At 73.4% G+C, this 21,948-nt stretch carries 20 protein-coding genes; 6 read left to right on the top strand and 14 right to left on the bottom strand.

What is annotated here, in order from left to right; genetic code table 11:
- Nucleotides 1-17 precede the first annotated feature (17 nt).
- The gene (locus ACIP4O_RS10700; RefSeq protein ID WP_401573603.1) at nt 18-1,070 is read right to left on the bottom strand and encodes a LacI family DNA-binding transcriptional regulator; all 1,053 of its coding nucleotides are present in this window, start codon (nt 1,068-1,070) and stop codon (nt 18-20) included.
- Nucleotides 1,071-1,220: 150 nt separating this feature from the next.
- Here ACIP4O_RS10700 and ACIP4O_RS10695 point away from each other — a divergent pair, with 150 nt between their 5' ends.
- The 4 genes from ACIP4O_RS10695 to ACIP4O_RS10680 are packed head-to-tail and all read left to right on the top strand — an operon-like array spanning nt 1,221 to nt 6,795.
- On the top strand, nt 1,221-2,558 hold the full coding sequence (locus ACIP4O_RS10695) for an ABC transporter substrate-binding protein (RefSeq protein ID WP_401573947.1): 1,338 nt from the start codon (nt 1,221-1,223) through the stop codon (nt 2,556-2,558).
- Nucleotides 2,559-2,573: 15 nt separating this feature from the next.
- Nucleotides 2,574-3,479 carry a carbohydrate ABC transporter permease gene (locus ACIP4O_RS10690; protein ID WP_401573601.1) on the top strand — a complete coding sequence of 302 codons (906 nt, stop codon included), beginning with the start codon at nt 2,574-2,576 and terminating at the stop codon, nt 3,477-3,479.
- Complete coding sequence (locus ACIP4O_RS10685) at nt 3,476-4,387, top strand: carbohydrate ABC transporter permease (protein WP_401573599.1); 912 nt, start codon at nt 3,476-3,478, stop codon at nt 4,385-4,387. Before ACIP4O_RS10690 ends, ACIP4O_RS10685 begins: the two co-directional genes overlap by 4 nt.
- The gene (locus tag ACIP4O_RS10680; protein ID WP_401573597.1) at nt 4,384-6,795 is read left to right on the top strand and encodes a beta-glucosidase; all 2,412 of its coding nucleotides are present in this window, start codon (nt 4,384-4,386) and stop codon (nt 6,793-6,795) included. The genes ACIP4O_RS10685 and ACIP4O_RS10680 overlap by 4 nt, the downstream gene beginning before the upstream one ends.
- Nucleotides 6,796-6,822: 27 nt before the next feature.
- Here ACIP4O_RS10680 and ACIP4O_RS10675 read toward each other — a convergent pair whose 3' ends face one another.
- From ACIP4O_RS10675 to ACIP4O_RS10665, 3 genes are all read right to left on the bottom strand, one after another.
- Nucleotides 6,823-8,562, bottom strand: coding sequence for an ABC transporter ATP-binding protein (locus tag ACIP4O_RS10675; RefSeq protein WP_401573595.1), 1,740 nt, complete (start codon nt 8,560-8,562; stop codon nt 6,823-6,825).
- Nucleotides 8,559-10,364, bottom strand: coding sequence for an ABC transporter transmembrane domain-containing protein (locus ACIP4O_RS10670; protein WP_401573594.1), 1,806 nt, complete (start codon nt 10,362-10,364; stop codon nt 8,559-8,561). The genes ACIP4O_RS10675 and ACIP4O_RS10670 overlap by 4 nt, the downstream gene beginning before the upstream one ends.
- A gap of 102 nt (nt 10,365-10,466) precedes the next feature.
- Nucleotides 10,467-11,951, bottom strand: coding sequence for a hypothetical protein (locus tag ACIP4O_RS10665; protein ID WP_401573592.1), 1,485 nt, complete (start codon nt 11,949-11,951; stop codon nt 10,467-10,469).
- Nucleotides 11,952-12,304: 353 nt separating this feature from the next.
- On the opposite strand from ACIP4O_RS10665, the gene ACIP4O_RS10660 reads away from it, so the two are divergent.
- Nucleotides 12,305-14,143 (top strand): endonuclease/exonuclease/phosphatase family protein, encoded by a 1,839-nt coding sequence (locus ACIP4O_RS10660; RefSeq protein WP_401573590.1) that lies wholly within the window; start codon nt 12,305-12,307, stop codon nt 14,141-14,143.
- Between the two features lie 45 nt (nt 14,144-14,188).
- Here the strand turns inward: ACIP4O_RS10660 and ACIP4O_RS10655 are convergent, their stop codons facing one another.
- Together ACIP4O_RS10655 and dapD are read right to left on the bottom strand one after the other, a co-directional pair.
- A complete protein-coding gene (locus ACIP4O_RS10655; protein ID WP_401573588.1) occupies nt 14,189-14,527 on the bottom strand; it encodes a hypothetical protein in 339 nt (112 codons plus the stop codon).
- Between the two features lie 171 nt (nt 14,528-14,698).
- The gene (dapD, locus tag ACIP4O_RS10650; protein WP_401573587.1) at nt 14,699-15,688 is read right to left on the bottom strand and encodes a 2,3,4,5-tetrahydropyridine-2,6-dicarboxylate N-succinyltransferase; all 990 of its coding nucleotides are present in this window, start codon (nt 15,686-15,688) and stop codon (nt 14,699-14,701) included.
- 157 nt (nt 15,689-15,845) lie between these two features.
- On the opposite strand from dapD, the gene ACIP4O_RS10645 reads away from it, so the two are divergent.
- Complete coding sequence (locus tag ACIP4O_RS10645) at nt 15,846-16,691, top strand: winged helix-turn-helix transcriptional regulator (RefSeq protein ID WP_401573945.1); 846 nt, start codon at nt 15,846-15,848, stop codon at nt 16,689-16,691.
- A 49-nt stretch (nt 16,692-16,740) separates the two neighbouring features.
- Here the strand turns inward: ACIP4O_RS10645 and ACIP4O_RS10640 are convergent, their stop codons facing one another.
- The 8 genes from ACIP4O_RS10640 to sufC all read right to left on the bottom strand — a co-directional run bounded on the left by ACIP4O_RS10640 (nt 16,741) and on the right by sufC (nt 21,948).
- Nucleotides 16,741-17,610: an alpha/beta fold hydrolase gene (locus tag ACIP4O_RS10640; protein WP_401573585.1), complete on the bottom strand. Its 870-nt coding sequence runs from the start codon at nt 17,608-17,610 to the stop codon at nt 16,741-16,743.
- Nucleotides 17,607-17,954 (bottom strand): hypothetical protein, encoded by a 348-nt coding sequence (locus ACIP4O_RS10635; protein ID WP_401573583.1) that lies wholly within the window; start codon nt 17,952-17,954, stop codon nt 17,607-17,609. Before ACIP4O_RS10635 ends, ACIP4O_RS10640 begins: the two co-directional genes overlap by 4 nt.
- Nucleotides 17,955-18,071: 117 nt before the next feature.
- Nucleotides 18,072-18,617, bottom strand: coding sequence for a TetR/AcrR family transcriptional regulator (locus ACIP4O_RS10630; RefSeq protein WP_401573581.1), 546 nt, complete (start codon nt 18,615-18,617; stop codon nt 18,072-18,074).
- Nucleotides 18,617-18,937, bottom strand: a complete 321-nt coding sequence (locus ACIP4O_RS10625; protein ID WP_401573579.1) for a DMT family transporter — start codon at nt 18,935-18,937, stop codon at nt 18,617-18,619. Before ACIP4O_RS10625 ends, ACIP4O_RS10630 begins: the two co-directional genes overlap by 1 nt.
- Nucleotides 18,938-19,054: 117 nt before the next feature.
- A complete protein-coding gene (locus ACIP4O_RS10620; protein WP_008748606.1) occupies nt 19,055-19,393 on the bottom strand; it encodes a metal-sulfur cluster assembly factor in 339 nt (112 codons plus the stop codon).
- Entirely contained in the window at nt 19,390-19,878 is a 489-nt protein-coding gene (gene sufU / locus ACIP4O_RS10615; RefSeq protein ID WP_401573577.1) for a Fe-S cluster assembly sulfur transfer protein SufU, read from the bottom strand. Before sufU ends, ACIP4O_RS10620 begins: the two co-directional genes overlap by 4 nt.
- A gap of 37 nt (nt 19,879-19,915) precedes the next feature.
- Nucleotides 19,916-21,187, bottom strand: coding sequence for a cysteine desulfurase (locus ACIP4O_RS10610; RefSeq protein ID WP_361325669.1), 1,272 nt, complete (start codon nt 21,185-21,187; stop codon nt 19,916-19,918).
- Complete coding sequence (gene sufC / locus ACIP4O_RS10605; protein ID WP_401573575.1) at nt 21,184-21,948, bottom strand: Fe-S cluster assembly ATPase SufC; 765 nt, start codon at nt 21,946-21,948, stop codon at nt 21,184-21,186. The genes ACIP4O_RS10610 and sufC overlap by 4 nt, the downstream gene beginning before the upstream one ends.

Raw genomic sequence — 21,948 nt, 5'->3', positions numbered from 1 at the left:
CCCGCCCCCCGTACCTCCTAAGCCCCCGGCACCCCCGTACTCCCCCGCACCACGAGCCGCGTGCCCAGTTCGATGCGCGTCTCACCCTCCTCCTCGCGCCGCAGGCGCAGCAGCATGCGCGCCGCCTCCTCGGCCATCTGTTCGAGGGGCTGGTCGATCGTCGTGAGCGCGGGGCTGGACCACTGGGCGAGGGGGATGTCGTCGTAGCCGACGACGGAGAGGTCGTGCGGGACGCGCAGGCCGAGGACGCGCGCCGCTTCGAGGACGCCGAGGGCCTGGAGGTCGGAGCCGGCGAAGATCGCGGTGGGGCGGTCGGGGCGGTCGAGCAGGTCGAGGGCGTGCTGGTGGCCCGAGGAGACGTGGAAGTCGCCGAAGCGGATGAGTTCCGGGTCGGGCGCGATGCGGGCCATGTTGTGCGCGGAGCGGAAGCCGTCGAGGCGGGCGAGGGCGCAGAGCATGTCCTCGGGGCCGGTGATGACGGCGGTCCTGCGGTGGCCGAGTTCGATGAGGTGGCGGGTGGCCGCGAGGCCCCCGGCCCAGTTCGCCGAGCCGACCGAGGGGACGTCGGGCTCGGGGTCCCCCGCCGGGTCGACGATGACGAAGGGGATCGCCCGTGACCACAGCTTCTTCTTGAGGTCGGCGGGCAGCGTCGAGAAGACGAGGACGACACCGAGCGGGCGGCGGCGCAGCACCCCCTCGACCCAGTCGGCGCCCGGCGAGTGCCGGGTGCCCGTCTCGGTGAGCACGACGCTCATGCCGTGCGCGTTGGCGACGTTCTGCACGCCCCTGATCAGCTCCATCGACCACGTGCTGTCGAGTTCGTGGAAGACGATCTCCAGGAGCGGCGCCTCGGGCGGGGTGGGCGCGGGCCGGCGGTAGCCGTGCTCCTCCAGGAGTTCTTCGACCTTGCGGCGCGTCGGGGCCGCCACATCGGGGCGGCCGTTGAGGACTTTCGAAACTGTCGAAAGCGAGACGCCCGCTTGCGCTCCCACCTGGGCCAGCGTGATCCGGCCCGCTCCGCGCTCCTCGGCGCGCGCGGTCTCTGTGCCCTCGGGGCTCTCAGCTCGCATGGGACGAAGGATAGAGCACGCGGAATCCCGCTCGCTCATAACGGTTTGGTCGCGCTCGCACCCCTCCATTGACCGCTCCCCCCTGCCCTTCTACCGTCCTGCCGCAGAAGACTTTCGGCAAAGATGCCGACACTTTCGAAAGGGCTGTCGATGATGGCGATGCAGCATGCGCCGGCGCGGGGGACGAAGCCGATGAAGCCGATGAGGTTCCCGCGCGCGGTCGCCGGGATCGCGGTACTCGCCCTCGGCATGGGTCTCACCGCCTGTGGCGGGGACAGCGGCTCCTCGGGCGGGAAGCAGGAGTTCCACGTCCTCGTCTACGGCGACGCGGGCAACAAGGTCGAGAAGAAGATCGTCGCGGAGTTCAACAAGACCTCGAAGGTCAAGGCGGTGCTCGACACCATCCCGGGCGCCGACTACCAGCAGAAGCTCCAGACGATCATCAACACCAAGCAGGCGCCCGACGTCTTCTTCAACTGGGGCGGCGGCAGCATCCAGCCCTTCGTGAAGGCGGGCCTGCTCCGCCCGCTCGACGACATGATGGCGAAGGACGCGGGCCTCAAGGACAACTTCCTGCCCTCGGTCCTCGACACCGCGAAGGTGGACGGGAAGCACTACGGCATCCCGATGCGCGGCACGCAGCCCGTACTGCTCTTCCACAACAAGAAGGTCCTCGACGACGCGGGCGTGAAGCCGCCGGAGACCTGGGACGAACTGCTCGACGTCGTCAAGGCACTCAAGGCGAAGAAGGTCACGCCCTTCGCGCTCGGCGGCGGCGACAAGTGGCCCACCCTCATGTGGTTCGAGTACCTCTACGACCGTGTCGCGGGCCCCGGGCTCTTCGAGAAGGCGCTCTCGGGCGACAAGAGCGCCTGGGAGAGCCCCGAGAGCAAGAAGGCGCTGTCGATGCTGCGCGAGCTGGTCGACGCGGGCGGCTTCGGGAGCAGCTACGACTCGGCCAAGCAGACCGACGGCGGTACCGCGCAGCTCCTCGCGAGCGGCAAGGCGGCCTTCGAGCTGATGGGCTCCTGGGAGTACTCGACGGTCAAGGACGCGAATCCGGGCGTGCTGAAGGACATCGGCTGGACCAACTTCCCGAGCGTCGCGGGCGGCAAGGGCGACCCGGCGGACATCGTCGGGAACACGAACAACTTCTACTCGGTGACGAAGAAGGCCCAGCACCCCGACGCCATCGCGCGGTTCCTCAAGCTCATGTACTCCGACAGCTTCGTCAAGCAGCAGCTCGCGATCGGCAACCTGCCGACCACGACGAACACCGAGAAGTTCCTGGACTCCACCGACGACCCCGCCTACGCCAAGTACCAGCTCGACCTCGTCGGCAAGGCTCCCTCCTTCCAGCTCTCCTGGGACCAGGCGTACCCGCCGGCCGACATGACGCCGATCTACCGCGCCGTCCAGCAGTTCACCAACGGGCAGCTCGACGCGGACGGCTTCATCAAGGCCATGCAGGCGCTCACCACCTCCTGAACGGCGGCAGGAACCATGACCTCACCACCCACCGCGTCCCGGGCCGGGCGGTTCGCCGCCCGCCCGGGCGTCGCCTGGACCCTCCCCGCCGTCGTCTTCTTCACGCTCTTCGCGCTCGTCCCGCTCCTGCTCGTGGCCGTCCTGGCCTTCACCGACTGGAGCGGGCTCGACACCCCGCACTTCAACGGGCTCAGCAACTGGCGCAAGCTCTTCGACGACCCCGTACTCCTGCACAGCCTGTGGCTCTCCGTCCTGCTCACGCTGCTCGGCGTCGTCGTGCAGACCCCGCTGAGCATCGCGCTCGGCGTGTGGGCGGCGGGCAAGCAGCGCAACCGGGCCGTTCTGTCCGCGATCTTCTTCGTACCGCTGCTGCTCTCGGCGACGGCCGTCTCGGTCCTGTGGCGCGCGCTGCTCGACCCGAACTTCGGTATCCCGTCCGAGCTGGGGTGGCTCTTCGGCGACGGGAACCTCTTCGGCAAGCAGTCCACGGCGATCGGCGTGCTCGTCTTCGTCGCGGCCTGGCAGTTCACCCCGCTGCACACGCTCATCTACCAGGGCGCGGCCCGCGCGATCCCCGAAGTCCTCTACCAGGCGGCGGCGATCGACGGCGCGGGCCGCTGGCGGCAGTTCTTCCACGTGACGCTGCCGCAGTTGCGCAACTCGGTGATCACCTCGGTGATCCTCATGGTCGTCGGCGGTCTCACGACCTTCGACACCGTGCTGATCCTGACGCAGGGCGGCCCGGGCACGGATACGACGATCACCGCGTACTACATGTACGACAAGGCGTTCAAGAGCTTCGACTACGGGACGGGCTCGGCGGTCGCCCTGCTCCTCGTCCTCGTCGCGACCCTCATCTCGCTCATCGTGGTGCGCCTCTCGGGCTACGACAGGATGACCGGCACTCAGGAGGGGATATGAGCCTCACCGCCCCCCGGCAGGCCCCCGCGCCGCAGACCCCGCGCCCCCCGCGAACCCCCCGGGTCCCGAGGCGTGCCCGGACCCGGCGTCCCGGCGAGCGGCCCAACTTCCTCGCCGGCCTCGGTTCGCTCGTCTGGCTCGTCCTCGTCGGCCTGCCGCTGTACGTGCTTCTCGCGGCGACGCTCCAGTCCCGCCCCGACTACCAGAAGAGCGGCCCGCTCGGCCTCCCCCGCCACCTCACCCTCGACAACTACCTCGACGTCTTCGACAACGGCTTCGGCCGCTACTTCCTCAACACCGCCGTCGTCACCGTCTGCGTCGTCGCGCTCGTGCTGCTGCTCGTGCCGCCGCTCGCCTTCGCCGTCGTGCGCGGCGCGCGCCCCGGGACGCTGCGCGTCTTCCGGCTCTTCCTCCTCGGACTCGCGGTGCCGGCGCAAGCCGTCATCATCCCGATGTTCTACGTGATCTCGAAAGCCGGTCTGTACGACAACCTCATCGGCGTGATCCTGCCGACCGCCGCGTTCTGCCTGCCCATCTGCACCCTCGTCCTGACCGGCACGATGCGCGAGATCGGCAACGAGCTGTACGAGGCGATGACGCTCGACGGCGCGAGCACGTGGCTCGTCTTCCGGCGGCTCGTCCTGCCGCTCTCGCGCAGCGGGCTCTCCACCGTCGTCGTGTTCTCGGCGCTCCAGGCGTGGAACGGCTTCCTCTTCCCCCTCGTGCTCACCCAGTCCGAGGACACGAAGGTCGTCACCCTCGGCCTCTACAACTTCCAGACCCAGTACGGCGTGAACATCCCAGGGCTGCTCGCCGCCGTCGTCCTCTCCACCCTGCCCGTCCTGCTCGTGTACCTGTTCGCCCGCCGGGCCCTCATCCAGGGCCTGATGGGCGTGGGAGGAAAGTGACCGCCCGCGTGATCCCCGAGACCGCCGTCCCCGCGCCCCCGCCCGGGACCGGCCCCCGTACCGTCCCCTCCCCGCGCCTCACCCCCGAGCGCGCCGCGCGTGTCGAGTCGCTGCTCGCCGCGATGACCCGCGAGGAGAAGACCGCGCAGCTCTACGGGCTGTGGGTCGGCGCCTCGCCCGAGGGCGGCGAGGTCGCCCCGCACCAGCACGACATGCAGGCCCCGCCCGCGCTCGACGACCTCCTCCCGCACGGCCTCGGCCAGCTCACCCGCCCCTTCGGCACCGCCCCGGTCGACCCCGGGCTCGGCGCGCTCTCGCTGCTGCGCACGCAGGCCCGCGTCATCGCGGGCAACCGCTTCGGCATCCCCGCGCTCGCGCACGAGGAGTGCCTCGCGGGCTTCGCCGCCTGGCGCGCCACGACGTTCCCCGTGCCGCTCGCGTGGGGCGCCTCGTTCGACCCGGAACTGGTCGAGCGGGTCGGGGCCGCGATCGGTGACTCGCTGCGCGCGGTCGGGGTGCACCAGGGGCTCGCGCCCGTGCTCGACGTGGTGCGGGACCTGCGGTGGGGGCGGGTCGAGGAGACGATCGGTGAGGACCCGTACCTCGTGGGGCGGGTCGGTGCCGCGTACGTGCGGGGGCTGGAGTCGGCCGGGATCGTCGCGACGCTCAAGCACTTCGCGGGCTACTCGGCCTCGCGCGCGGGCCGCAACCTCGCCCCCGTGTCGATGGGCCCGCGCGAGCGCGCCGACATCGTCCTGCCCCCCTTCGAGGCGGCGCTGCGCGAGGGCGGCGCCCGCTCCGTCATGCACGCGTACACCGATACGGACGGCGTGCCAAGCGCGGCGGACCGGGAGTTGCTCACCGGGCTGCTGCGTGAGACATGGGGCTTCGAGGGGACGGTCGTGGCCGACTACTTCGGCGTCGCCTTCCTGCAGTCGCTGCACCACGTCGCGGCCGACCGCGCCGAGGCGGCGGCCCTCGCGCTCCGCGCGGGCGTCGACGTCGAACTCCCCACCGTGGACGCCTACGGCGCCCCGCTCCTCGCCGCGCTCGACGCCGGGCTCGTGGACGAGGCGACGGTGGACGACGCGGTCCGCAGGGTGCTCCGGCAGAAGGCCGAACTCGGCCTGCTCGACGCGGACTTCGACCCCGTACCGCCCTCGCTGCGCGACCGTGCCGAGCTGAGCCCCGAGGCCGTACGGGGCACGGTGGACCTTGACCCGCCGGAGCACAGGGAGCTGTCCGCGCGGCTCGCCGCCGAGTCCCTCGTCCTGCTGCGCAACGCGGCGCCCGACGGGAGCCCCGTGCTGCCACTCGCCGCGCCGCGCCGGATCGCCGTCATCGGGCCGCAGGCCGGGGCGCCGCTCGCGGTGCTCGGCTGCTACGCCTTCCCCGTGCACGTCGGCGGCGCGCACCCGGACCTCGCGCCGGGCATCGCACTGCCCACGCTGTACGAGGCGGTGGCGGCGGAGTTCGCGGACAGCGACGTCGTCGCCGTGGCCGGGTGCGGGATCGACACCGGCGGCACGGAGGGCTTCGCGGCGGCGCTCGACGCGGCGCGCGGGGCCGATGTCGTGATCGCCGCGCTCGGGGACCGCGCCGGGCTCTTCGGCCGGGGCACGAGCGGCGAGGGCTGCGACGCGCCCTCGCTCCGGCTCCCCGGCGCGCAGCAGGAGTTGCTGGACGCGCTGCTCGGCACGGGCACGCCGGTGGTCGGTGTGCTGCTCGCGGGGCGGCCCTACGCGCTGGGGCGGGCGGTGGACGAGGCGGGGGCGCTCGTGCAGGCGTTCTTCCCCGGGCAGGAGGGCACGCGGGCGATCGCGGCGCTGCTCAGCGGGCGTGCGGCGCCCTCGGGGCGGCTCCCCGTGAGCGTGCCGCGCACCCCGGACGGCCAGCCCGGCACGTACCTGCGCGCCCCGCTCGCGGGCCCGAGCGACGTCTCGGCGCTCGATCCCAGCCCCGCCTACCCTTTCGGCCACGGCCTCGCCTACACGTCCTTCGCCTGGACGGACCTGACCCCCGAGACCCCCGGCCAGGTGCCCACGGATGGCACGGTCCGCCTCGCCCTGACGGTCACGAACACGGGCGGACGGGCGGGCACGGAGGTCGTCCAGGTCTACCTCCACGACCCGGTCGCCTCCGTCGTCCAGCCCGAACAACGCCTGATCGGTGCCCTCCGCGTCCCGCTCGCCCCGGGCGCCTCGGCCCGCGTCCACGTCGAGATCCCCGCCGACACGGCCTCCTTCACGGGCCTGGCGGGCCGCCGCGTCGTCGAGCCGGGCGCACTGGAGTTCCGCCTGTCCGCGTCGAGCACGGACCACCGCCTGCGGTACGGGGTCCGGCTGACGGGACCGGTGCGGGAGGTGGGGTACGGGAGGGAGCCGGGGGCACGGTTGCGGGTGGAGTGAGGGAGGCGGGCGCGGCCCGGCGCGGGGTCAGTCCCCGTGCCAGGCCCGCCAGAGTCCCGCGTACGTTCCCTCCGCCGCCACCAGCTCCTCGTGTGTGCCGAGTTCGGTGAGGGTGCCCTCCTCCATGACCGCGACGCGGTCGGCGTCGCGGGTGGTGTGGAGGCGGTGGGCGACCGTGATGACGGTGCGGCCCGCGAGGACGGCGGCGAGGGCCCGTTCGGTGCGGCGGGCGGTACGGGGGTCGATGAGCGAGGTGGCCTCGTCGAGTACGAGGATGCCCGGGTCGAGCAACAGGGTGCGGGCGAGGCTCAGTTGCTGGATCGCCGCGCCGTCGGGGGACAGCCCGCCCGGTCCGAGCGCCGTGTCGAGCCCGGCGGGCAGTTCCGCCGCCCAGTCCGCGCCGACCGTGGCGAGCGCGCGTTCCAGGTCCGCGTCGCTCGCGTCCGGTGCGGCGAGGGCGAGGTTCTCACGGAGGGTGCCGAGGAAGACGTGGTGCTCCTGCGTGACGAGGACGACGCGGCCGGGCGGCAGCGCGTGCACGGGCACCCCGTCGAGCGTCACGGCGCCCCCGCTCGGGGTCTCGGCGCCGCTCACGAGGCGCCCGAGCGTCGTCTTGCCCGCGCCCGAAGGGCCGACCACGACGAGGCGTTCGCCGGGGCGCACGGTGAGGGTGACGTCGCGCACGGCGTCGCGGTCACCGTCGTAGGAGTGCCGGACGGCGTCCAGGCGCAAGGTGCCGTCACCGGTGGGGACGCGGGGCGCGGGAACTTCGCCCGTGACGAGTCCGAGGCCCTCGACGCGCGCGAAGGACGCGCTGCCGCGTTGCAGGAACTCCAGCCACTGCAACAGGATGTCGACGGGGTCGGAGAGTTTGCGCAGGTAGAGCGCGCAGGCCAGGACCGCGCCGAGGCTCGCGAGGCCGTGCGCGTGCAGGAGGCCGCCGAGCAGGAGGGCCGCGGCGACGGGCAGGAAGGCGCCGAAGTCGACGGCGGGGAAGAGCACGCTGCGCAGCGCGAGGGTGCCCTCGCGGGCGCGGTGCGCGGCGGCGACCCGGTCCAGTACGCGGACCAGGCGGCGTTCCGCGAGGCCGTACACCTCGGTCGTGCGGGCCCCGGCCGCCGAGGCCGTGACCTCCTCGGCGAGCGCGGCGTTCGCCGCGCCCTCGGCGAGGTAGGCGGCGGGGGCGCGGCGCATGTACCAGCGCGCGGCCGCCCACGTGACGGCGAGGCCGAGGACGCCGCAGGCGCCGAGGAGCGGGCTCACGAGCACGGCGGCGCCGAGGATCAGCGGCACCTGGAGCGCGGCGACGAAGACCTCCGGTCCCGCGTCGCGCAGCGTCGTGCCGACCGTGCTGACGTCGGTCGTGCCCCGTACGACGAGGTCGCCCGTGCCCGCGCGTTCGGCGACGGCGGGCGGCAGCGCGAGCAGCCGCGCGGCGAAGCGTTCCCGCACGCGGGCCTGCGCGCGCTCGCCGAAGCGGTGGGCGTGCAGGCGCGCCCAGCGGGTGAGGAGGATCTGCGCGAGGGACGCGGCGAGGATGCCGGCGGCGAGCCGGTCCACGGCCGGCGCGCCGCTCCCGGCCCGTACCCGCTCGACGATCTCGCCGAGCAGCCAGGGCGCGAGGAGCCCGGCACCGACGGCGCACACGTTGAGCAGCACGGCGGCGAGGAAACCGCGCCGGTCGGCGCGGACGAGCGCGAGCGCGGCCCGCAGGACCTCGCGCCCCGCGGCGACGGGGAGGGCGGGGGGGTTCGGCGAGGTCGTCATCCGGCCGCCACCTCGTCCGTCTCCGTACGTGTCTCGCCGTGCCTCGCGGCGGTACGCGTCTCCGTCTCCGGGTCCTCGCGCGCCACCACGGCGCGGTAATCGGCGCACCGCGCCATGAGTTCCCGGTGCGTCCCGCTCTCCGCGAGGCCGCCGTCCACGAGCCAGTGCACGATGTCGGCGCGGCCGAGGAGCGAGGGCGAGGTCGTCGCGAGGACCGTCGTGCGGCCCGCGCGGTGGGTGTGCAGGCGCGAGGCGAGCAGGGCCTCGGTGTGCGCGTCGAGCGCGGAGGCCGGTTCGGTCGCGAGCAGGATCTCGGGCGCGGCGAGGAGCGCGCGGGCGAGCAGGACGCGCTGGCGCTGCCCACCGGAGAGTTGCGCGCCCTTGGCCTGTACGGGCGCGTCGAGACCGCCCGGCAGGAGGCGCACGATGTCCTCGGCGACGGCGGCGCGCACGGCGGCGCGCACCGCTTCGGGCCCCGGTTCGCCGCTGCCCGCGAGGACTTCGCGCAGCGTGCCCGCGAAGAGCGCCGCGTCGTGGTCGGCGGGCAGGACGCGGGCGCGGACCTCGGCGGGCGCGTACGCGTCGAGCGGGACGCCGTCCCAGGTGACGGACGAGGGTGTGAGCCCGGTGAGGCGCTCGACGAGCGCTGCCGTCTCGGCGGGGCGCGCGCTGACGAGCGCGGTGAAGCGGCCCGGGGCGAGCGTGACGCCGGTCTCCGGGTCGTGCAGCGGGGCCGGTACGGAGGGTGCGGGGCGCCCGTGCGCGGGGTCCGCGTGGGCCGGGGCCAGGCGCAGGAGCGCGAGCACGCGGCGCGCGGCGACGACGCCGTGCGTCAGCGAGTGCGCGCCCTCGATGAAGAAGGCGACGGGGACGACGAGGACGGCGACGTAGCCGTAGACGGCGGCGAGTTCACCGGTCGTGATCTCGCCGCGCACGGCGAGCCGGGCGGCGAGCCAGGTGACGACGGCGAGGAAGACGGCGGGCAGTCCCGCGGTGAGCGCCTCGACCCAGCTCGTGACCGCCCCCACCCGCAGTCCCCGGTCGAGCAGTTCGCGCGAACCGGTCCGGTAGCGGGCCGCGAAGCCCGTGCCGCCGCCGAAGGCGCGGAGCACGCGGAGCCCCTCGGCGAGGTCGACGAGGCGCGCGGCGAGCGTGCCCTGCTGTTCGCGGTACGCCGTCTCCGCGCCGCGCAGCCGCGCGAGCGGCGGCCCGACAAGGAGCGCGAGGAGCGGCACGCCGAGCAGCACGACGACGGCGAGCAGCGGCGAGATCCGCAGCAGGAGCACGGCGACGACGCCGTACGCGAGGACGGACCCGACGCCAGGCCCGGTGATGGTGAGGACGTCGGCGATACGGGCCGCGTCGGTGAATCCGGCGGTCAGGACCTCCCCCGAGGAGGCGCGCCCGGAGAGCGTGGCGCCGAGGCGCCCGATGTGCTCGACGAGGACGCGCACGGTGCGGAAGGCGGCGTCCATGCGGACGCGCGTCATCGTGCGGTGCCGCATGATGCTGAGCCACGCGGTCACCGCCCCCGCCCCGAGCAGCGCGCCGGTCCACGCCAGCAGGGCACCCGTGTCCCCCGCCCCGAGCCCGTCGTCGACGGCCCGCGCGAGGAGGTACGGGGGCAGCGTGAGCGCGACGCTCCAGGCGCTCCCGTAGCACGCCCCCGTGAGCACCCGCCCCCGCTGCCGCCGCACGAGCCACCAGAGGTACCGCAGCGGGCCCCGCGTATCGGCGCGTTCAGGCGGTGCCCCCGGGTCGACGATCCCCCAAAAGCCCCGCGTCCCGCCCCGTGCGCTCATGCCGCGATCCTAGGGACACCGCCCGCGCCCCCGGGGCACCGGGTCAGCGGCGGGCGGTCCTTCCGGCTCCGTACGAGCACCCGAGTCGGTCCCCGGCGACGTTCACTCCCCCGAGCCCGAGCCCGAGCCCGAGCCCGTCCCCGCCGCCGACCTCGCCTTGAAGGCGGCCTTGCGGGCCTCCTTCGCCGTGCGCTTGTCGGGGTGGAGGCGGCCCATCGCCTCCAGGACCTCCGCCGTCGCGGGGTGCTTGACACGCCACGCGGCCTCGAAGAAACCGCTGTGCTGGGCGGCGAGCCCCGCCACGAGGGCCTGGAGCTCCGCCGACTCGCCCTCGACCGCGAGCTGGGCGGCGACCGTGTCGACGGTGAGCCAGAAGACGAGGTCCGCCGGGGGCGGCGGGACGTCGGGCAGTCCGCGCTCGGAGAGCCACACGCGGGCGAGGCCGCCGAGTTCGGGGTCGTCGAGCACGGCCCGTACGGCCGGTTCGGCCCCCGCGCCGAGGAGTTCCAGGGCCTCCTGGGCGCGCAGCCTGCGCACCGGGCCCTCCGCGTCCTCGCCCTTCGCCGCCGCGAGCAGCTCCCCCGCCGCCGCGACCGGCTCGCGGCCCGCGAGCCAGCCCTCCAGTTCGGCGCGCACCGAGGGCGCCGGGTACTCGGCGATCCCGGCGAGCAGCACGTCCGCGCCCGCCTCGGCGAGGTCGCCGACGACCGGGGCTTCGAGCCCGGCCTCCACGAGGCGCTCGCGAATGCCGTACAGGCCGAGCGGCGTGTAGTGCACGAGCCCGTACCGCGAGACGTCCTCCTCCTCGATCTCGACGGGCTCCCCCGCGTCGGCCTCCACGAGCAGCGCCTCGTCGAGGGGCTCGTAGACGAGGAGGCCGGAGGGTTCGAGGAGCCGGAACTTCGCGTCGAGGCGGACCATCGTCTCGGAGACCTGCTCCAGGATCGCGTCGCTCGGCTCGGGCATGTCGTCGGGCACGACCATCGCGGCGGCGAGCGCGGGCAACGGTACGGGGGTGTCCGTGGAGCCGCCCTCGGAGACGGTGAGGAGGTAGAGGCTCAGGAGCGCCTGGTCGACGAACTCGGCCTCCTCCTCGGGGTCCCAGCCGAGCGCGTCGAAGTCGACGGTGCCGCCGCCCTCCAGGGCCCCGGTCAGCTCGTCCAGGTCCTCGATGTCGGGGATGCTCGCGTCGGCGAGGAGCGTGTCGAGCGCGCCGAGCCACAGGCCGAGCGCGTCCTGCGGGCTGCCCGAGGTGAGCTGCGCGAGGTCCTCGCCGGGTGCGGCGCTCCCGTACTCCTCGCCGTCCTCCTCCGGGTCGCTCACCTCCACGAGACCGGTGTCGACGGCGACCCGCCACGCCTCGCTCGCCTCGGCCTCCGCGTCGGGCCCGGTCAGGCCCAGTTCCTTGGCCGCCTCAGGCAGTTGCTCCTCGACGAGTTCGCCGCCCGCGCCGACCCGGGTGTCCGGGTTCGCCCAGCGGGCCAGGCGGACCGCGCGGGCGAGGACCGGGGCGGCCAGCGCGGCCCGGGCGAGCCGCGGCTCGGACTCCAGGCGGGCCGGGGGCAGCGCGGGGGGAAGTGCGGACATCGGCGGTTTCTCCTCGGACGTACGGAACAGCGCCCCTCAGCCTAGACGGCCCGGCGCCCCGGGGTGGCAGCCCCGCACGACCGGCCCACCGGCCCCGTACGCGCGTACGCCCCGCCCTCGCGCGCACCCCCGCCCGGCCCGCGTCACGCACACCCGCAGCGCGCTCCCCGGCGCGCCCGCCCCACCCCCGCACGCGCCCCTCACCCTTCACCTCCGCTTCGCCCGCGCGCCACCGGCGCGACCTTGACAACTCCCCGGCCCACGACGGACATTGACGCGCGTAGAACTCGCGGTACGCATCCACCTTCACGGCCTTCGCCCGAAGGCCGCCCTCAGACCTGGAGTCGCGCCCCATGCCCGTTCCCTCCCGTCGCCGCACGGCGCTCACCGTGGCCTCCGCCACCGCGACCGCGCTGGCGGCCGGCATGCTGCTCACCGCCCCCGCGTCGGCCGCGCCCGCCGACGGCCCGAGCATCCACACCATCCAGGGCACGACCCGCGTCTCCCCCTACACGGGGCAGCACGTCACCGGCGTGAACGGCGTCGTGACCGGCGTGCGCGCGTACGGCTCACGCGGCTTCTGGTTCCAGGACACGAAGCCGGACAGCGACCCGGCGACGAGCGAGGGCGTCTTCGTCTTCACCTCCTCGGCCCCGAAGGTCGCGGTGGGCGACGCGGTACGGGTGGACGGCGACGTCGTCGAGTACGTGCCGGGCGGCGCCGCCTCGGGCAACCAGGCCGTCACCGAGATCGAGAAGCCGACCGTCACCGTCGTCTCCTCGGGCAACGAGGTCCCCGCCCCCGTCGTGATCTCGGCGGACACCGTCCCCGACACCTTCACGCCGAAGGGCAGGGCGAGCGACAACGGTTACGTGGGCGGCCTCAAGCTGCGCCCCACGAAATTCGCCACGGACTACTACGAGTCCCTGGAGGGCATGAACGTCCGCATCGGCTCCTCGCGCGTCGTCGGCGCGACGGACCCGTACAGCGAGCTGTGGGTCACGGTGAAGCCGCGGGAGCACAGCACCGAGCGCGGCGGCACGCTGTACAACGCCTACGACGCGCAGAACGGCGGGCGCCTCCAGGTCCAGCAGCTCGCGCCCGTCGCGCAGCAGCCCTTCCCCGTCGCGAACGTCGGCGACACCCTCGCGGGCACGACCGAGGGCCCGATGGACTTCAACCAGTACGGCGGCTACACGATCGCGGCCACGACGATCGGGAAGGTGCGGGACGGCGGCCTCGTACGGGAGTCCGCGAAGCCGGGCGCGGACGACGAGCTGTCCGTCGCCACTTACAACGTCGAGAACCTCGACCCCACCGACCCGCAGGAGAAGTTCGACGCGCTCGCGGACGGCGTCGTCACGCACCTCGCCTCGCCCGACGTCGTCTCGATCGAGGAGGTGCAGGACGACAACGGCGCGAAGGACGACGGGACGGTCTCGGCGGAGCAGACGCTGAAGAAGTTCACCGACGCGATCGTGGCGGCGGGCGGCCCGCGCTACGCGTGGCGCGGCATCGACCCGGAGAACGACCAGGACGGCGGCGAGCCGGGCGGCAACATCCGGCAGGTCTTCCTCTACAACCCGGACCGCGTCTCCTTCACCGACCGCGCGGGCGGCGACGCGACGACGGCGACGGCCGTCGTGGAGCGCGACGGGGCCCCGGCGCTCGCGGCCTCACCGGGCCGCGTGGACCCGGCGAACCCGGCGTGGGAGGACAGCCGAAAGCCGCTCGCGGGCGAGTTCGTCTTCCGCGGCGAGACGGTCTTCGTCGTCGCCAACCACTTCAACTCCAAGGGCGGCGACCAGCCGCTGACGGCCGCCCAGCAGCCGCCCGCGCGCGTCTCGGAGACTCAGCGCCACGCGCAGGCCGCCTCGGTCAACGCCTTCGTCCGCCAGCTCACCGCGCTCGACAAGAAGGCCCGCGTCGTCGTCCTCGGCGACCTCAACGACTTCGAGTTCTCCGACACGACGAAGACGCTGACGAAGGGCGGCGTCCTGCGCTCCGGCATCGCACAGCTCCCGTCCGACGAGCGCTACACGTACGTCTACCAGGGCAACAGCCAGGTCCTGGACCAGATCCTGGTGAGCAAGGGCGTCACGTCCTTCACCTACGACAGCGTCCACATCAACGCCGAGTTCGCCCAGCAGAACAGCGACCACGACCCCCAGCTGCTGCGCTTCCGGCCGTGACGGACCGAGGGGGTACGGGGCGGGCGCGCCCCGTACCCCCTCGGGTCACCGCCGGGCCCGCGCGAGCAGGAGCCCCGCCACCGCGAGCGCGGCGACGGCGGTGCCCGCCCGGCGGTCGAACACGGCGCCGTTCGCGCGCAACGAGCCGAACGAGCCCACGGAGAGCAGCGAGAGCCCCGAACAGGCCGAGAGGGCGGAGCCGAACGACAGCCCGCAGAGCGCCGAGCCCACGGACCCGGCCGAGAGCACGGAGCCCACCGACCCGATCGACAACACCGAGCCGACGGAGCCGATCGAGAGCACGGAACCTTTCGAGGCGATGGAGAGGAACGAGTCCTCGGAGGCGATCGAGTAACGCGCCTTCCCGGGCGCTTTTCCTGTCATGGCGCCATGCTCCCCCGGTCGGCACGCGCGCGTGCGGCGAACCGCTCATCCCGCGCGCGCCCGCGTCGAGCCGCTCCTTTCGGCGACCGCGGGAAACCCCCACGCGAGCGCCGCCCGCACGCGACACCGCCGCCCCCGGGAATCCCGTGAGCGGCGGCGGAGCGGGGGCCGTCAGTTGTGCGCGTGCAGGATGTCGTTCAGGCCGCCCCACACCGCGTTGTTCGGGCGGCCCTCGACCGCGCCGGTGACCGAGTTGCGGCGGTAGAGGATGTGCGAGGAGCCGGAGAGGTCGCGGGCCTTGACGACCTCGCCGTCCGGGAGGGTCACGCGCGTACCGGCAGTCAGGTAGAGGCCCGCCTCCACGACGCAGTGATCGCCGAGCGCGATGCCGATCCCCGCCTCGGCGCCGACGAGGCAGTGCTCGCCGACCGTGATGCGGACACTGCCGCCGCCCGAGAGGGTGCCCATCGTGGAGGCGCCGCCGCCGATGTCGGAGCCGTCGCCGATGACGACGCCAGCCGAGATACGGCCCTCGACCATCGAGGTGCCGAGCGTGCCCGCGTTGAAGTTGACGAAGCCCTCGTGCATGACGGTCGTGCCCGCCGCGAGGTGCGCGCCGAGGCGGACCCGGTCCGCGTCGCCGATACGGACCCCGGCGGGCGCCACGTAGTCGGTCATGCGCGGGAACTTGTCCACCGAGGTCACCGCGAGGTGCTTGCGCGCCGCGCGGGCCCGCAGCCGCACCGCCTCCAGCTCGGGCACGGCGACCGGGCCGAGCGAGGTCCACGCGACGTTCGGGAGCAGGCCGAACATGCCGTCGAGGTTCTGGCCGTGCGGCTGGACGAGGCGGTGCGAGAGCAGGTGGAGCCGCAGGTAGACGTCGTGCGTGTCGAGCGGCTTGTCGTCCAGCGAGGAGATGACCGTGCGGACGGCGACGGTCGTCGTGCCGCGCACCGGGTCCGCGCCGAGCGCCCCGGCCACGTCCTGGCCGAGCAGGGCGGCGGAGCGCTCGGCGTCGAGGCGCTCGGTGCCCGCCGGGCCCGGGTCCGCGCTCAGTTCGGGCGCCGGGAACCAGGTGTCGAGTACGGAACCGTCGCTCGCGAGGGTCGCGAGCCCGGCGGCGACGGCGCCGGTGGCGCGAGGAGCAGTCGTGTCGGTCATGAGGAGCAACCTAACGGTCGGGCCGCCCACGAGGCCAACCGGTCTCACGGTGCGCGAGCCGCCCACCCCCCGTGGTACGTTCCCCAAAGGAACTCAGCAGGTGGGAAGGGAGCTGCTCGTGCCGGTACGGGGTGGCCCCGAGGACGAGAACTGCGCGATGGCGCAGGCGCTCGGCGTCGTGGGCGACGCGTGGACGCTGCTGCTCGTACGGGACGTGGCGCGCGGCGCGCACCGCTTCGAGGACCTGCGCGCGGGCCTCGGCCTCTCGCGCAAGGTGCTCGCCGAGCGGCTGCGGCTGCTGACCGGCGCGGGGGTCCTGGAGAAGGTCCCGTACCAGGAGCACCCGCCGCGCCACGAGTACCGGCTCACGCCGCGCGGGCGCGCGCTGCTGCCCGTACTGCTCGCGCTCCAGGACTGGGGCGATACGTGGGTACTCGGCGAGGGGGAGACGATGGCGACGGCGGACGGGGAATCGCGCGAGGCGGAGCGCGTGCACGGGCTGCGCGGGACGGTGCTGCCCCGGCTACTGCTGCCCGACGCGACGGGCACGCCGCTCGATCCGGTCGCGCGGGACGCGGAGTTCACGGTCCTCTACTTCTTCCCGGCCGCCTTCGCCGACCCCGCCGCCTACCCGCCGGGCTGGGCGGAGATCCCGGGCGCGCGCGGCTGCACGCTCGAATCGTGCACGTACCGCGAGGAGTGGCCGGCCTTCGCGGCGCGGGGCACGGCGGTACGGGGCGTCTCGACGCAACGCCCCGACGAGCAGCGCGCCTTCGCGGCGAAGGAACGCCTCCCCTTCCCGCTCCTGTCGGACGCGGCGGGCGAACTCGCCGCGGCGCTGCGCCTGCCGGTCTTCACCACCGCGGGCACCCGCCGCCTCAAGCGCCTGACGCTGCTCGTGGACAGGGAGCGGGTGGTCCGCGAGGTCTGGTACCCGGTGCCGGACGTGGTGGCGAGCGTGGGCGCGGCACTCGCGGCGGTAAGGGAGCGCGGGGGCGGCTGAGCCGCACGGGGCACCCGCCCCACTCCCCCGCCCCCGCCCCGCTTCCCGTCTACGCCCCGTCCAGCACCTCCCGCAGCACCCGCGCGAAGGCCTCCGGCTGACCGGCGTACGGTCCCTCGCCGCCCGTGAAGCCCCCGTGGTGGCTCGGGAAGACGACGGGAGGCGTGCCGAGCCGCTCGGCGAGGGCGTGCGCGGCGCGCCCGGTGAAGACCTCCGCGCCGGTCTCCTCGCCGACGCCGACGACGAGGCGGGTGCGGGCCGCGCCGAGGGCGGCGAGGGCGGGCTCGTAGGAGATCACCGCGTCCGAGCGTCCGGAGAGCAGCGGGTCGCTCCGCTCGCCGTCGTCGCCCTCGGGCAGCCCGAACGCGGCGGGCCCCGGGAGCGGGCGCGCGAAGTACTCCTCCGTGAAGGGCCCCTCCCACGTGGTCAGGGCGAGGAACCCCGCCATACCGGCTCCCCAGCCGCCCTTCTCGTAGGCGAGGCCCACCTCGGCGAAGGCGCGCAGCACGGCCCGCTCGTCGGGCAGGACGGCGGCGAGCGGCGGTTCGTGGGCGACGAGCACGCTCAGGTCCCCGGGGTGGGCGGCGAGCAGTGCGAGCGCGGTGACCGCCCCGCCGCTGCTCGCGAAGACCTCGACGGGGCCCGCGCCGAGTTCCGCGACGAGGGCGTGCAGGTCCTCGGCCTGGACCACGGGGTCGTGGTCCTCGCGCCCGTCCTCGCGGACGCTGCGGCCGAGACCGCGCGGGTCGTAGAGGACCACGGTGCGCTCGGGGAAGTGCGCGGCGAGGTCGCGGAAGCCGGAGGCGTCCATGGGCTGGCCGATCATGAACAGCGGCGGCCGGCCGTCGGCGGCGGGCAGCGGGCCGAGGACCTCGTGGACGAGGCGGGCGCCCGGCACGTGCAGCGTGTGTTCTGTCATACGAGGGGAGACCGCTCCCCGCCCGCGAACTCATCGCCCCGCGCGCCCCGTCGCCCGCGCCACCACCACACGGCGAGCCCGAGCGCGAGCACGCCGGGGCCGCAGTGCACGGCGAGGACCCCGGCGAGGTGCGGGCCGCCCCAGTCCTTCGCGTAGCTCGCCGGGTCGCCCCACTCGATGATCACGAGTTCGGCGACCGCGCGTCCCACGAAGTAGAGGAGGAGCAGCACCGCGAGCACCGGCAGCAGCCGGCGCCGGGCCCACGCGCGCGGCCCTCGTGCGAGGACGAGGACCACGAGCAGCACCACGACGAGCAGCAGGACGAGCGGACCGAGCAGCTTCACGGACACCGCACCCCTTCGCACACATGAACGATCATGCTCCGCACCGTACGGCACCCCGACCCTCCCCCGCAGGTGATCGCACGAGTCCGCCGCGGGCCGGTCCCCGCGCGGGGCCGCTCACTCCCGCAGTACGCGCCCCAGCATCTCGCGCGCGTACTCCTCGTCGTACGGGCTGTCGGTCAGCAGCACCTGGAGGCACAGGCCGTCCATGAGCGCCACGACGGCGCGGGCCGTCGCCGGGTCGGTGCGCGCCGCGAGGGGTTCCTCCAGGGCGCGGCTCCACTCGGCGGCGACCGGGCGCAGCACCGGCTTGCGCACGGCGGCGAGGTACAGCTCGTACTCCAGCTCGGCGTGCGCGCGGTCGGCGGCGAGCCACGCGCCCATCGCCCCGGCGAGCGCGGCGGCGAGCCGCGCGGGCGGCGCGCCGAGGGCGCCCCGCTCCCGTACGAGCCGGGCGAAGTTCTCGTTGGCCTGGCGCAGCGCGGCCACGAGCAGGTCGTCGAGCGTCGCGAAGTGGTACGTCGTCGAGCCGAGCGGGACATCGGCCTCGGCGGCGACCGTGCGATGCGAGAGCCCGGCGATCCCCGAGCGGCCGACGACGCGGATCGCCGCGTCGATGATCCGCTGCCCGCGGTCGGGGTCGTAGCGCCGCGCGGCTGCCATCAGTGGGCTCCTCCCAGGTTGAGCAGGACGACCCCGCCGATGACGAGGGCGATCCCCGCGAGCCGTACGGGGGTGACGGACTCGCCGAGGAACATCATGCCGATGAGCGCGATCAGCGCGGTGCCCGCCCCGGCCCAGATGGCGTAGGCGGTGCCGACCTGGAGGGTCTTGAGGGTCCGCGCGAGCAGGGCGAAGCAGACGACGTAGCCGAGCACGGTGAGGAGCGAGGGCCACAGCCGGGTGAAGCCCTCGCTGTACTTCATGGCGGTGGTGGCGGTGACCTCGGAGAGGATCGCGCCGGCGAGCAGCAGGTATCCCATGTGTACGAGGGTACGCATCGTTGCGTACGGCTGTACACATGACCTCGGGCGCCCATGCGAAAGGGCCCCCGCACACGGCGGAGGCCCCTCGGTGACGCGCGCGGCTGTGCGTCCGGCTCAGACGTTGAAGCCCAGCGCGCGCAGCTGCTCGCGCCCGTCGTCCGTGATCTTGTCCGGGCCCCACGGCGGCATCCACACCCAGTTGATGCGCAGCTCGCTCACGATGCCCTCGGTCGCGGACCTGGCCTGGTCCTCGATGACGTCGGTGAGCGGGCAGGCCGCCGAGGTCAGCGTCATGTCCACGGTGGCGACGTTGGACTCGTCGATGTGCAGCCCGTAGATGAGACCCAGGTTGACCACGTCGATCCCCAGTTCGGGGTCGACGACGTCCATGAGGGCCTCGCGGACCTCCTCCTCGGAGGCGGGGCTCAGCGTCGCCGTCTCGTTCTCGCTCATGCCGTCTTCCTCTCAACGGGCTCGGCGGACGCGGGCACCTCGGTGTCGCCCAGCGCCTGCGCGGTCGCGTCCTTCCAGGCCATCCAGCTCAGGAGCGCGCACTTGACGCGCGCGGGGTACTTGGAGACCCCGGCGAAGGCCACCGCGTCCTCCAGCACCTCCTCCATCGCGTCGTCGGGCTCGATCCTCCCCTTGGACTGCATGAGCTCCAGGAAGGTGCCCTGAATGCGCTGCGCCTCCTCGACGTCCTTTCCGACCAGGAGGTCGTTGAGGACCGAGGCGCTGGCCTGGCTGATGGAGCAGCCCTGGCCCTCGTAGCTCACGTCGGCGATCCGGGAGCCCTCGTACTTCACGCGCAGCGTGATCTCGTCGCCGCACGTCGGGTTGACGTGGTGCACCTCCGCGTCGCCCGGACGCAGGCCCCGCCCGTGCGGGTGCTTGTAGTGGTCCAGGATGACGTCCTGGTACATGGAATCCAGCTTCACCGGCTCTCGTCCCTCTCGTCCCTCATCCGAAGCGACTTCACGCGAAGAAGTTGCGGACGTGCTCCAGACCGTCCACCAGGGCGTCGACCTCGGCGGGCGTGGAGTACAGATAGAAAGACGCGCGCGTGGTCGCGGGAATTCCGTACCTGAGGCACACCGGCCGGGCGCAGTGGTGGCCGACCCGGACCGCGATCCCCTGTTCGTCGAGCACCTGGCCCACGTCGTGCGGGTGGATGTCGCCGAGCGTGAAGGAGATCGCGGAACCGCGCTCCTCGGCCGTGGTGGGGCCGATGACGCGCAGGTCGGGGACCTCCATGAGGCGGCGCACCGCGTACTCGGTGATCGCCTTCTCGTGCGCGGCGATCTTCTCCATACCGATCGAGGTGAGGTAGTCCACCGCCGCGCCGAGCCCGACGGCCTGCGCGATCGGCGGGGTGCCCGCCTCGAACTTGTGGGGAGCGGGCGCGTACGTCGAGGAGTGCATCGAGACGGTCTCGATCATCTCGCCGCCGCCGAGGAAGGGCGGCAGGTCCTCCAGGAGCTCCTGCCGGCCCCACAGCACGCCGATGCCGGTCGGGCCGCACATCTTGTGCCCGGTGAAGGCGACGAAGTCCGCCTGGAGCGCCTGCACGTCGAGCGGCATGTGCGGCGCGGCCTGCGAGGCGTCGATGAGCACGAGCGCGCCGACCTCGTGGGCGCGGCGCACGATCTGCTCGACCGGGTTGTGCGTGCCGAGGATGTTGGAGACCAGCACGAAGGAGACGATCTTCGTCTTCTCGGTGATGACCTCCTCGATGTTCGACAGGTCCAGAGTGCCGTCCGCGGGGTCGAGCCCGAACCACTTGAGCTTCGCGCCCGTGCGCTGCGAGAGCAGCTGCCAGGGCACGATGTTGGAGTGGTGCTCCATCTCCGTGATGACGATCTCGGTCTCGCGGTCGACGCGGTAGGGCTCGTCGGCCCAGCCGAGCATGTTCGCGACGAGGTTGAGCGACTCCGAGGCGTTCTTGGTGAAGATCACCTCGTCGCGGCTCGGCGCGTTGACGAACTCCGCGACCTTGTCCCGCGCGCCCTCGTAGAGCGCCGTGGCCTCCTCGGCGAGCACGTGCACGCCGCGGTGGACGTTGGCGTTGTACCGCTCGTAGTACTCGCTGAGGGTGTCGATGACCTGGCGCGGCGTCTGCGAGGTGGCCGCGTTGTCGAGGTACACGAGGGCCTTGCCGTCGTGCACCCGGCGGTCGAGGATCGGGAAGTCCTTGCGGATCGCCTCGGTGTCGAGCAGACCGGTCAGCCCCTTGTGGGGGTCGCTCACGCGGATACGCCACCCTTCACGTAGGACTCGTAGCCCTCGTTCTCCAGCTTGTCGGCCAGCTCGGGGCCGCCGGACTCGGCGACCCGGCCGTTGACGAAGACGTGCACGAAGTCAGGCTTGATGTAGCGCAGGATGCGCGTGTAGTGCGTGATCAGCAGGGTGCCGACCTCGCCGGACTCGCGGACGCGGTTGACGCCCTCGGAGACGATGCGCAGCGCGTCGACGTCGAGCCCGGAGTCGGTCTCGTCGAGGATCGCGATCTTCGGCTTGAGCAGTTCGAGCTGGAGGATCTCGTGGCGCTTCTTCTCGCCGCCGGAGAAGCCCTCGTTGACGTTGCGCTCGGCGAAGGCGGGGTCCATCTGGAGACGCTGCATGGCCTCCTTGACCTCCTTCACCCAGGTGCGCAGCTTGGGGGCCTCGCCGCGCACGGCGGTCGCCGAGGTGCGCAGGAAGTTGGAGACGGAGACGCCGGGGACCTCGACCGGGTACTGCATGGCGAGGAAGACACCGGCGCGGGCGCGCTCGTCGACACTCATGTCGAGGACGTTCTCGCCGTCGAGGGTGACGGTGCCGCCGGTGATCGTGTACTTGGGGTGACCGGCGAGCGAGTAGGCGAGCGTGGACTTGCCGGAGCCGTTCGGGCCCATGATGGCGTGCGTCTCGCCCTGCCTCACGGTCAGGTCGACGCCCTTGAGGATCTCCTTCGTGGCGTTGTCCGCCTCGACGGTGACGTGCAGGTCGCGGATTTCAAGCGTAGCCAT

It is taken from the genome of Streptomyces sp. NPDC088923, assembly GCF_044749745.1.
Classification (GTDB): Bacteria; Actinomycetota; Actinomycetes; order Streptomycetales; family Streptomycetaceae; genus Streptomyces.
Note: the sequence above shows the minus strand (reverse complement) of the source record. Positions and strands in the feature narration are given on the sequence as shown.